We start from the raw sequence: 12,015 nt of genomic DNA, 5'->3' as shown, positions 1-12,015 counted from the left end.
TGCGGCACGAACCATACCGGATTAGCCAGAGGACACCGTTGCAAGCGCGGGACGCACACGCCAATGTATTTTTTGTAGGGCTCATGGGGGCGGGCAAAACCACCGTGGGCCGGGCCATTGCGCGCCGTCTCGATCGCCCGTTCTTCGATTCCGATCATGAAATCGAAGCGCGCACTGGCGCGCGCATCCCCGTGATCTTCGAGCTGGAAGGCGAAGCGGGCTTTCGCGACCGCGAGGCGCACGTGATTTCCGAGCTGACCGGGCGCGACAACATCGTGCTGGCTACGGGCGGCGGCGCGGTGCTGCGGCCGGAAAACCGCGAAGCGCTGCAAAATCGGGGCGTAGTGATCTATTTGCGCGCCAATCCGCACGATTTGTGGCTGCGCACCCGGCGCGACAAGAATCGCCCGCTTTTGCAGACCGAAGACCCCAAAGCGCGCCTCGAAGCGCTCTACGAAGTACGCGATCCGCTATACCGGGAATGCGCGCACTTTGTGATCGAAACCGGCCGGCCTTCAGTCAACGGACTCGTCAACATGGTTCTGATGCAGCTCGAGATGGCCGGCGTCGCCAAACATCCTGCGTCATAATGGACCGTATGATTACCGTCAATGTCGAACTGGGCGAGCGTGCCTACCCCATCCATATCGGTGCCGATCTGATCGGCCAGACCGCGTTGTTCGCGCCGCACATCGGCGGCAGTTCGGTCACGATCGTCACGAACACCACAGTCGACCCGCTCTATGGCGACACGCTGCGCGCGGCACTCGCGCCGCTCGGCAAGCAGGTGTCCACGGTCGTCTTGCCGGACGGCGAGGCGTACAAGAACCTCGAAACGCTGAACCTGATTTTCGACGCGCTGCTGGGCTCGCGCGCCGATCGCAAGACTACGCTGATCGCTCTCGGCGGCGGGGTGATCGGCGACATGACGGGATTTGCCGCGGCCTGCTACATGCGCGGCGTGCCGTTCATCCAGGTGCCGACCACCTTGCTGTCGCAAGTCGATTCGTCGGTAGGCGGCAAGACCGGCATCAACCATCCGCTTGGCAAGAACATGATCGGTGCGTTCTACCAGCCGCAGGCCGTGATCGCCGACATCGGCGCGCTGCGCACGCTGCCGGCGCGCGAGCTGGCAGCGGGCGTCGCCGAAGTGATCAAGACCGGCGCGATTGCCGACGCCGGCTTTTTCACCTGGATCGAGGCGAACGTCGAGGCGCTCAATCGTTGCGAACCCGAAGCGCTGGCCGAGGCGGTCAAGCGCTCGTGCGAGATCAAGGCGTCGGTCGTGGCGCAGGACGAGCGTGAAGGCGGCCTGCGCGCAATCCTCAATTTCGGTCACACGTTTGGTCATGCGATCGAAGCCGGACTCGGCTACGGCGAATGGCTGCACGGCGAAGCGGTCGGCTGCGGGATGGTGATGGCGGCGGACCTGTCGGTACGCATGGGCTATCTCGACGAAGCCGCGCGCAAGCGCCTGGTCGACGTGATCGTTGCGGCGCATTTGCCCACCCGGGCGCCCGCGCTGGGCGATGCGCGGTACGTCGAACTCATGCGGGTCGACAAGAAGGCGGAAGCCGGTGCGATCAAATTCATTCTGCTGAAGCGTTTCGGTGAGACGCTCATCACCCAGGCGCCCGACGCCGAGGTGCACGCCACGCTGGCCGCCGCCGTCTAGACCGATCCGGCGAGGGCCTGGCAGCAAGGCAAGGCAATAGGCACCAGCGTCATGAGGCGCCGCCCATGTTTCGGAGAATCCGGTGACAGACAGGCGCAGCGACGATGTAAAGCATGACCCGGCAGGCACGCCCGTGAGCGGCGTGCCATCGCCAGAAGCACTCGAAGCGCATCTCGCGCCGTATGCGGCGCATTCCGCCCAGTCGCGCGGGCGCCGTTATCCCGAAGCCGCGCCGAGCGCGCGCACCGAATTCCAGCGCGATCGCGACCGCATTGTCCACTCGACGGCATTCCGCCGGCTCGAGTACAAAACCCAGGTGTTCGTGAATCACGAGGGCGATCTGTTTCGCACGCGCCTCACGCACAGTCTCGAAGTCGCGCAGATCGCCCGTTCGGTTGCCCGCAATCTGCGCGTCAACGAGGACCTCGTCGAAGCCATTTCGTTGGCGCACGATCTTGGCCACACGCCGTTCGGCCACGCAGGGCAGGATGCGCTGAACGAATGCATGCGCGAACATGGCGGCTTCGAGCACAACCTGCAAAGCCTCGCGGTGGTCGACGATCTGGAGGAGCATTACGGCGCGTTCAACGGGCTGAACCTCTGTTTCGAAACCCGGGAAGGCATTCTCAAGCACTGCTCGCGCGAGAACGCGCGGCGGCTCGGCGCGCTGGGCGAGCGCTTTCTGGAAGGGCGGCAACCTTCCATCGAGGCGCAGATCGCCAATGTCGCCGACGAAATCGCCTACAACAATCACGATGTCGACGATGGCTTGCGCTCAGGCCTGCTCACGGTGGAGCAGCTTGCCGAAGTGGAGTTATGGCAAACGCATTATGTGGCGGCGCGCGGCGACTTCCCGCAGATCGAGGGGCGCAGGTTGATCCACGAGACTGTGCGCCGCATTATCAATACGCTGATCGTCGATCTGATCGATATGACTTCGCTCAATCTTGCGAAGTACGCACCCGACTCGGTGGACGCGGTGCGCGCAACGCCGCCGCTGGTCGCCCATAGCGAAGCAATCGCCGCGCAGGCTTCAGCGCTCAAGCGCTTCCTGTTCAAAAACCTGTACCGGCATTATCGCGTCATGCGCATGGCCAACAAGGCGCGCCGCGTGGTGACCGGCCTGTTCGACGCGTTCACGGATGATCCCCGGCTGTTGCCGCCGGGCTATCAGTCCGCGGACGCGTCTCGGCAGCCGCGCCTGATCGCCCACTACATCGCGGGGATGACAGATCGGTACGCGGTAAAGGAGTATCAGCGGCTGTTCGTGATCGACGACAACTGATCGGCCGGGGCCGATCTCACCGCTTGTCGCGACCTGCTTGGGTGCTAGCCGCCTAGCGCAGTCGCGACGCCAGCAGGGCCCCTGCGATCAGCGCAACGCCGCCTACGATCGCAATCGTCTGCCACGGGTTTTCGCGCACGTAGTCGTCGGCGTCGGCCATCGCGACCTCGGCGCGCTCGCGCACGGCCTCACGGGTGTCGTTCAGGCGGGCGCGCGCGGCGTCGAGTTGTTTGCGCAGTTTGCTGCGCAGCGCCACGGCGTCTGCCTGAGTACCGTCTGCCAGGGTGGATTCGAGTTCCGACATCAGCGTGCGCAGTTCGCCTGCGATGTCTTCAGCCGCATGGCGGCTATGGCGGGCGATACGTCGCGCACGGCGACTGGTGGTGGTCCAAGATTCGCCGAGGGCGTCTCGTGTGTTCGGAAGTGCTGTCATGGTCGCTCCGTCGATGAGGGTGAAAGGGTTCCGCGCTGTCACGGCACTTACACGTTGCTGCCATGTGGGGAAAACCACAGGTACGCAACTTCGGTGCCTAACCTGCGGCCCCGAAACCACCGTGACGCAGACTCCTATTCCTCAGCAGATATTGCACGAGCCGGCCCGATAGCGGGTCAAATTTACAAACGCTTACGCCTGCTCGCCGGGTGCCCTGGCCGAGCGGTCGATAAGACTGCGGGCGGCCTCCTGGCGCGCGAGAAACACGAAAAACGCCGTCATTGGATCCGGTGGATATTTGACGGCGTTGTCCAAGCCACGAAAATTCGACTACCCTAACTCAACGGCCCCAATTTCTTGACGCGTTAGAAACGGTAACCGATGTTGACGTAGGAAACGATCGGGTTCAGCTTGATCTTGGTTTGCGACTGCACGTTCAGCGTACCGACCGGGGTGTTTGCGGCGGTGTTCAGCTTGGCGGTCGTGCTGAGCGGCAGGTACGAGATCGACACGCCCGCGAACCAGTGCTGGTTGAACGCATAGGTGAAACCCGCATTAAACACCGGCTCCCACGAACTATCCGTGGAGACGCTGGTCGGACCATGCAGAACACCTGCTTCGAATGCGCCGTTGGTGATCTTCTCGTCGGTGAACCAGATACGGCTCACACCAATGCCGAGATACGGGCGGAACGAAGCGGTTGGAGCATTGAAGTAGTACTTGAACAGCAGAGTCGGGCTCCACTGTTTCGCCTGACCGATCTTGCCGAATTGTTCGAGGCTGCCCGTGCCGTTCAGGTCGAACGAAGGCGGGACCCCGATCACGAATTCGGTTGCGATGTGATCAGTGACGAAGTAGCCGGCTGTGAAGCCGAGCGTGTCGGCTGAACTGAGTGATGCGCCGGTGTTGGGTTCTGTGATGTTGGTTGGACTGCCGCCTATGCTCGTTACTCTCAACGGTTGGCTACTTGATTGAGGCGCAAGATGGAACCAGCCTGTCGTAACGTAAAAGCTTCCGGCCGATTGCGCGTGTGCTGCCGTCATGCAGGCGAGCGCCGCGATCCCCGTTACGGCCTGTTTTAATTTCATATGTGCTCCTCCAGAAAAGGCCCGCTCATTATGACTACAACGTTTGAAACAAACCATACGCGGCGGCTAGAGCTTTCTCCCTAGGCTCCGCGCGGTTTCCGGCTTAGCCGCGCTGCGCCGAACCCCGGGCGCGCGCGGTTGTTTGGACCTTCGGGTATGTACCAACGCGACTATTGGATACTCCAGCATGGCACGGCTTGCACGTCTTTATGTTCCTGACCAGCCGCAGCACGTCATCCTCCGTGGACTCGATCAGCAGCCCGCATTTGTCGACGACCAGGACTACGAGCTTTTCATCGACTGCCTGAAAGCGGCTTCGCGCGACCATCATTTGTCCATCCACGCGTATGCGTTGATGCCCGGCGCTGTGCAACTGCTCGTCACGCCGACTGAAGAGTCGAGCCTGCCGAAGGCGATGCAGGCGGTGGGGCGCCGCTATGTGGCTCACTTCAACCGGCGTTACGCGCGGCGCGGCACCCTTTGGGAAGGACGCTATCGCGCCACGGTGATCGAAGGCGAGCGCTACTTCCTGCTCGCGAGCCGGGTCGTCGAGATGTGCCCAGTGCGTACCGGGCTCGTCAGCGCACCCGAGGACTATCGCTGGTCGAGTTACCGCCACCACATCGGCCTGACGCTCGACAGCCTGATTACGGATCATCCGCTGTACTGGTCGCTCGGCAACACGCCGTTCGAACGACAGCGGGCCTACCGTGAGTTGTGCGAGCAGCCGCTCGACGAGCGCGAAGCCAGCCAGCTTCAGCAGGCCACCTTGAAAGGTTGGGTTCTGGGCAGCGATACCTATCGCGAATGGGCGGCGCGGGCTGCCAACCGGCGCGTTTCGCCGCTGCCGCGCGGGCGGCCGCGCAAGGTCCGCGAAACGCCGCAGACGCAATAAAGCGTTTCGCATCAAAGGGCTGTATCGAAACGGCATCTTCGCATGCCGTTTTCTTTTGCACCTTTTTGATGTGGCACCAATAAAAAATAGCCGCAATGCACCAATCTGATAATTGGGGTCTAATCATCATGTTTTATTTGCTATTCCATTGATTCGTCGCGTATATTCCGAATTCCGGCACTTTCCGAGACGCGCGGCATCAAGCGTACGAAGTCGCCGACGTGGTTGCGGTGCGAACTGCGGCAATAGAAAAACGGTTTAACGGCCTGTCCGGCCCCTCACAGACGGTGTCCCCATGAACGACCACCAGCAACCGACTCACCCGGTTCCCGCCGCGCAGGGTCTGTACGACCCGCAAAACGAACATGACGCCTGTGGCGTCGGCTTCGTCGCTCACATCAAGGGCAAGAAGAGCCACGAGATCATCGAGCAGGGCCTGAAGATTCTCGAGAACCTCGACCACCGGGGCGCCGTCGGCGCCGATCCGCTGATGGGCGACGGCGCGGGCATCCTGATCCAGATTCCGGACGGTTTCTATCGTGAAGAAATGGCCAAGCAGGGCGTTGTGCTGCCGCCGCACGGTGAATATGGCGTCGGCATGGTCTTCCTGCCGAAGGAACACGCTTCGCGTCTGGCCTGCGAACAGGAACTGGAACGCACGGTGAAGGCAGAAGGTCAGGTGGTGCTCGGCTGGCGCGATGTGCCGGTCGACCACACCATGCCGATTTCGCCCACCGTCAAGGCGAGCGAGCCGCTGATCCGCCAGATCTTCATCGGCCGCGGCAAGGACATCATGGTGACCGACGCGCTCGAGCGGAAGCTGTACGTGATCCGCAAGACGGCGAGCCACCGCATTCAGGCGCTCAAGCTCAAGCACGGCAAGGAATACTTCGTGCCGTCGTGCTCGGCGCGCACGGTGGTCTACAAGGGCCTGCTGCTGGCCGGGCAGGTCGGCGTGTACTACCGCGACCTGCAGGACGAGCGCACGGTGTCGGCGCTGGCGCTTGTGCACCAGCGCTTCTCGACCAACACGTTCCCGGCATGGGAACTGGCTCACCCGTACCGCATGATCGCCCACAACGGCGAAATCAACACGGTGAAGGGCAACGTCAACTGGCTGAACGCCCGCACCGGCGCGATCGCCTCGCACGTGCTCGGCGACGATCTGCCGAAGCTGTGGCCGCTGATCTATCCGGGCCAATCGGACACCGCCTCGTTCGACAACTGTCTCGAACTGCTGGTGATGGCCGGCTACCCGCTCGTCCACGCCGTGATGATGATGATCCCGGAAGCGTGGGAACAGCACACGCTGATGGACGACAACCGCCGCGCGTTCTACGAATACCACGCCGCGATGATGGAACCGTGGGACGGCCCCGCCGCGATCGCCTTCACCGACGGCCGTCAGATCGGCGCCACGCTCGACCGTAACGGCCTGCGCCCGGCGCGCTACATCGTCACGGATGACGACCTGGTCATCATGGCGTCGGAAGCGGGCACGTTGCCGATCCCCGAGTCGAAGATCGTCAAGAAGTGGCGTCTGCAGCCGGGCAAGATGTTCCTGATCGACATGGAACACGGCCGCATCATCGACGACAAGGAACTGAAGGACAATCTCGCCAACGCCAAGCCTTACAAGAGCTGGATTGACGCCGTGCGCATCAAGCTCGACGAAATCGAGGCGAAGGCCGAAGACGTCCAGACGGAACGCCGCGAAGCCGCTGCGTTGCTGGATCGCCAGCAGGCGTTCGGCTACACGCAGGAAGACCTCAAGTTCCTGATGGCGCCGATGGCGCAAGCCGGCGAAGAAGCGGTCGGTTCGATGGGCAACGACTCGCCGCTCGCGGTCATGTCCAACAAGAACAAAACGCTCTATCACTACTTCAAGCAACTGTTCGCGCAAGTCACGAACCCGCCGATCGACCCGATCCGTGAAAACATGGTGATGTCGCTGGTGTCGTTCGTCGGTCCGAAGCCGAACCTGCTGGACACGAACAACATCAACCCGCCGATGCGTCTCGAAGTGTCGCAGCCGGTGCTCGACTTCAAGGACATCGCCAAGATCCGCGCGATCGATCAGTACACGGGCGGCAAGTTCAGCTCGTACGAACTGAACATCTGCTATCCGGTGGCGTGGGGCAAGGAAGGCATCGAGGCGCGTCTGGCGTCGCTGTGCGCGGAAGCCGTCGATGCGGTGAAGTCCGGCTACAACATGCTGATCGTGTCGGACCGCAAGACCGACCGCGACAACGTCGCGATCCCGGCGCTGCTCGCCACGGCCGCGATCCACACGCACCTCGTGCAACACGGTCTGCGCACCAGCGCGGGTCTGGTCGTGGAAACCGGCTCGGCGCGTGAAACGCACCACTTCGCGCTGCTCGCGGGCTACGGCGCGGAAGCCGTGCACCCGTACCTCGCAATGGAAACGCTGGCCCAGTTGGCAAGCGGCCTGAAGGGCGACCTGTCGGCGGAAAAGGCGGTCTACAACTTCACCAAGGCAGTCGGCAAGGGCCTGCAGAAGGTCATGTCGAAGATGGGCATTTCGACCTACATGTCGTACACCGGCGCACAGATTTTCGAAGCGGTGGGTCTGGCCGAAGATCTGGTGTCGAAGTACTTTAAGGGCACCTCGTCGAAGGTCGGCGGGATTGGCCTGTTCGACGTCGCGGAAGAAGCGATCCGTCTGCATCGCGACGCGTTCGGCGACAACCCGATCCTCGCGAACATGCTCGACGCGGGCGGCGAGTACGCGTATCGCGTGCGCGGCGAAGAACACATGTGGACGCCGGATGCGATTGCCAAGCTGCAACACTCGGCGCGCAGCAACTCGTACCAGACGTACAAGGAATACGCGCATCTGATCAACGATCAGACGAAGCGCCATATGACGTTCCGCGGCCTGTTCGAGTTCAAGCTCGATCCGGCCAAGGCCATCCCGCTCGACGAAGTCGAACCGGCGAAAGAAATCGTCAAGCGTTTCGCCACCGGCGCGATGTCGCTGGGCTCGATCAGCACGGAAGCGCACGCCACGCTGGCGGTTGCGATGAACCGCATCGGCGGCAAGTCGAACACCGGTGAAGGCGGCGAGGACGTGAACCGTTATCGCAACGAACTGCGCGGCATTCCGATCAAGAACGGCGACACCATGAAGTCGGTGATCGGCGACGAAGTGATCGTCGACATTCCGCTGAAGGAAGGCGATTCGCTGCGCTCGAAGATCAAGCAGGTGGCGTCGGGCCGTTTCGGCGTGACGGCGGAATACCTCGCGTCGGCCGATCAGATCCAGATCAAGATGGCACAAGGCGCGAAGCCGGGCGAAGGCGGTCAGTTGCCGGGCCACAAGGTGTCGGAATATATCGGCAAGCTGCGTTACTCGGTGCCGGGCGTTGGCCTGATTTCGCCGCCACCGCACCATGACATCTACTCGATCGAAGATCTGGCGCAGCTGATTCACGATCTGAAGAACGCCAACTCGGCAGCCAGCGTGTCGGTGAAGCTGGTGTCGGAATCGGGCGTCGGCACGGTGGCCGCGGGTGTCGCCAAGGCGAAGGCCGATCACGTCGTGATCGCCGGCCATGACGGCGGCACGGGTGCATCGCCGCTGTCGTCGGTGAAGCATGCCGGCACGCCGTGGGAACTGGGTCTGGCGGAAACGCAGCAAACGCTGGTGCTCAACCAGTTGCGCGGCCGTATCCGCGTGCAGGCCGACGGTCAGATGAAGACCGGCCGCGACGTCGTGATCGGCGCGCTGCTCGGCGCGGACGAATTCGGCTTCGCGACGGCGCCGCTCGTCGTCGAAGGCTGCATCATGATGCGCAAGTGCCACTTGAACACGTGCCCGGTCGGCGTCGCAACGCAAGATCCGGTGCTGCGCGCGAAGTTCCAGGGCCAGCCGGAGCACGTCGTCAACTTCTTCTTCTTCGTTGCGGAAGAAGCGCGCGAAATCATGGCGCAACTGGGCATCCGTAAATTCGACGACCTGATCGGCCACGCCGAACTGCTGGACATGAAGAAGGGCATCGAGCACTGGAAGGCGAAGGGTCTCGATTTCTCGCGCGTGTTCTATCAGCCGCAAGTCGCAGCGGACGTGGCGCGCAAGCACGTCGACGTGCAGGACCACGGTCTCGACCGCGCTCTGGATCACGTGTTGATCGAAAAATCGAAGGCCGCGATCGAGAAGGGCGAGCACGTCTCGTTCATCCAGCCGGTGCGCAACGTGAACCGCACGGTCGGCGCGATGCTGTCCGGCACGATCGCGAAGAAGTACGGCCACGACGGTCTGCCTGACGATACGATTCACATCCAGTTGAAGGGCACCGCGGGTCAGAGCTTCGGCGCGTTCCTCGCACGAGGCGTCACGCTGGATCTGGTCGGCGACGGTAACGACTACGTCGGCAAGGGCCTGTCGGGTGGCCGCATCATCATCCGTCCGACCAACGATTTCCGCGGCAAGTCGGAAGAAAACATCATCTGCGGCAACACGGTGATGTACGGCGCGATCGAAGGCGAAGCGTTCTTCCGCGGCGTTGCCGGCGAGCGTTTCTGCGTGCGCAACTCGGGTGCGACGGCGATCGTCGAAGGCACGGGCGACCACGGTTGCGAATACATGACGGGCGGCACGGTGGTCGTGCTCGGCGAAACGGGCCGTAACTTCGCGGCCGGTATGTCGGGCGGTATTGCCTACGTGTTCGATCCGGACAACACGTTCGCGGGCAAGTGCAACAAGTCGATGGTCGCGCTCGATCCGGTCTTGCAGCAGGCCGAACAGGAACGCACGGTCGACAAAGGCCTGTGGCACAGCGGCACGACCGACGAAGCGCTGCTCAAGGGGCTCATCGAACGTCACTTCCAGTTCACGGGTTCGCCGCGTGCAAAGGCGCTGCTCGAAAACTGGGACGCGTCGCGCCGTCAGTTCGTGAAGGTATTCCCCACCGAATACAAGCGCGCGCTGGGCGAGATGGCCGCGAAGAAGGCGAACAAGGAAGTGCTCGCCGCCTGATCCTGCCACCGCAGACGTCACAGTCACAACTAGCCGTACCCGCCGCGCCGGCAGCATCCCGGTCCGCGCGGCGGGTGTAGATCACCCCACCTGATACAGATAGAGAAGAGAACCACATGGGCAAGGCAACCGGTTTTCTCGAGTATGAGCGCCGCCACGAGGCGTATGAAGCTCCGCTCACGCGTGTGAAGCACTACAAGGAATTCGTCGCGGCATTGACTGACGAAGAAGCCAAGATTCAGGGCGCGCGTTGCATGGACTGCGGCATTCCGTTCTGCAACAACGGCTGCCCGGTGAACAACATCATCCCGGACTTCAACGACCTGGTGTTCCATCAGGACTGGAAGAACGCGATTGAGGTGCTGCACTCCACCAATAACTTCCCGGAGTTCACGGGCCGCATCTGCCCGGCGCCGTGCGAAGCGGCCTGCACGCTCGGCATCAACAACGACCCGGTCGGCATCAAGTCGATCGAACACGCGATCATCGACAAGGCCTGGGCTGAAGGCTGGGTCGCGCCGCAGCCGCCGAAGCACAAGACCGGCAAGAAGGTCGCTGTGGTCGGGTCCGGCCCCGCTGGTTTGGCGGTCGCGCAGCAACTCGCGCGCGCGGGGCACGATGTCACGGTGTTCGAAAAGAACGACCGGATTGGCGGCCTGCTGCGTTACGGCATCCCCGACTTCAAGCTCGAAAAGTGGCTGATCGACCGCCGCATGCGTCAGATGGAAGCTGAAGGCGTGACGTTCCGCGCCAACGTGTTCGTCGGCAAGGCGGATTCGCTGCCGGCGCATATCGGCAACACGGCGAAGGAAACCATCACGCCGGCCGAACTGAAAGAACAGTTCGACGCCGTGGTGATCGCGGGCGGTTCGGAAACGCCGCGCGATCTGCCGGTGCCGGGCCGCGAGCTGGAAGGCATCCACTACGCGATGGAATTCCTGCCGCAGCAGAACAAGGTCAATGCCGGCGACAAGGTCGCGAACCAGTTGCTCGCCAAGGGCAAGCATGTGGTCGTGATCGGTGGCGGCGATACGGGTTCGGACTGCGTCGGCACGTCGAATCGTCATGGCGCGAAGAGCGTCACGCAATTCGAACTGCTGCCGCAACCGCCGGAAGAAGAGAACAAGCCGCTCGTATGGCCGTACTGGCCGATCAAGCTGCGCACCTCGTCCTCGCATGACGAAGGCTGCTCGCGTGACTGGGCAGTCGCCACCAAGCGTCTCGAAGGCAAGAACGGCAAGGTCGAAAAGCTGATCGCCGCGCGCGTCGAATGGAAGGACGGCAAGATGCAGGAAGTGCCGAACTCGGAATTCGAAATGAAGGCGGATCTGGTGCTGTTGGCCATGGGCTTCACGCAACCGGTGTCGCCGGTGCTTGAGGCGTTCGGTGTCGACAAGGATGCGCGCGGCAACGTGCGTGCGTCGACCGAGGGTGACAAGGCGTACTACACCTCGGTGGACAAGGTCTTCACCGCGGGCGATATGCGTCGTGGCCAGTCGCTGGTGGTGTGGGCGATTCGCGAAGGCCGTCAGTGCGCACGTTCGGTCGATGCATTCCTGATGGGGCATTCGGAACTGCCGCGCTAACGTCTCTGTGACCAGAGTTAGTGCTTCAGCATTTGCTCTGGTCCCATGCAACTC

Annotated in this window: 8 protein-coding genes; 6 read left to right on the top strand and 2 right to left on the bottom strand. The window is 62.5% G+C overall.

Annotation, left to right across the window (positions count from 1 at the left end):
- The first annotated feature begins 38 nt into the window (after positions 1 to 38).
- From HWX91_RS38505 to HWX91_RS38495, 3 genes are all read left to right on the top strand, one after another.
- A complete protein-coding gene (locus HWX91_RS38505; protein ID WP_028199604.1) occupies positions 39 to 590 on the top strand; it encodes a shikimate kinase in 552 nt (183 codons plus the stop codon).
- An 8-nt stretch (positions 591 to 598) separates the two neighbouring features.
- Positions 599 to 1,675, top strand: a complete 1,077-nt coding sequence (aroB, locus tag HWX91_RS38500; RefSeq protein ID WP_042276723.1) for a 3-dehydroquinate synthase — start codon at positions 599 to 601, stop codon at positions 1,673 to 1,675.
- An 82-nt stretch (positions 1,676 to 1,757) separates the two neighbouring features.
- Complete coding sequence (locus tag HWX91_RS38495) at positions 1,758 to 2,960, top strand: deoxyguanosinetriphosphate triphosphohydrolase (RefSeq protein ID WP_028199606.1); 1,203 nt, start codon at positions 1,758 to 1,760, stop codon at positions 2,958 to 2,960.
- Positions 2,961 to 3,012: 52 nt separating this feature from the next.
- Here the strand turns inward: HWX91_RS38495 and HWX91_RS38490 are convergent, their stop codons facing one another.
- Positions 3,013 to 3,393 (bottom strand): ElaB/YgaM/YqjD family protein, encoded by a 381-nt coding sequence (locus HWX91_RS38490; RefSeq protein WP_028199607.1) that lies wholly within the window; start codon positions 3,391 to 3,393, stop codon positions 3,013 to 3,015.
- 365 nt (positions 3,394 to 3,758) lie between these two features.
- A complete protein-coding gene (locus tag HWX91_RS38485) occupies positions 3,759 to 4,481 on the bottom strand; it encodes an OmpW/AlkL family protein (protein ID WP_028199608.1) in 723 nt (240 codons plus the stop codon).
- Positions 4,482 to 4,668: 187 nt separating this feature from the next.
- Here HWX91_RS38485 and HWX91_RS38480 point away from each other — a divergent pair, with 187 nt between their 5' ends.
- From HWX91_RS38480 to HWX91_RS38470, 3 genes are all read left to right on the top strand, one after another.
- A complete protein-coding gene (locus tag HWX91_RS38480; RefSeq protein ID WP_028199609.1) occupies positions 4,669 to 5,376 on the top strand; it encodes a transposase in 708 nt (235 codons plus the stop codon).
- A 295-nt stretch (positions 5,377 to 5,671) separates the two neighbouring features.
- Positions 5,672 to 10,375, top strand: coding sequence for a glutamate synthase-related protein (locus HWX91_RS38475; protein WP_028199610.1), 4,704 nt, complete (start codon positions 5,672 to 5,674; stop codon positions 10,373 to 10,375).
- A gap of 116 nt (positions 10,376 to 10,491) precedes the next feature.
- Positions 10,492 to 11,961 carry a glutamate synthase subunit beta gene (locus HWX91_RS38470; RefSeq protein ID WP_028199611.1) on the top strand — a complete coding sequence of 490 codons (1,470 nt, stop codon included), beginning with the start codon at positions 10,492 to 10,494 and terminating at the stop codon, positions 11,959 to 11,961.
- The last annotated feature ends 54 nt before the right edge of the window (positions 11,962 to 12,015 follow it).

It is taken from the genome of Paraburkholderia fungorum, from assembly GCF_902833645.1.
Taxonomy (GTDB): domain Bacteria; phylum Pseudomonadota; class Gammaproteobacteria; order Burkholderiales; family Burkholderiaceae; genus Paraburkholderia; species Paraburkholderia fungorum.
Note: the sequence above shows the minus strand (reverse complement) of the source record. Positions and strands in the feature narration are given on the sequence as shown.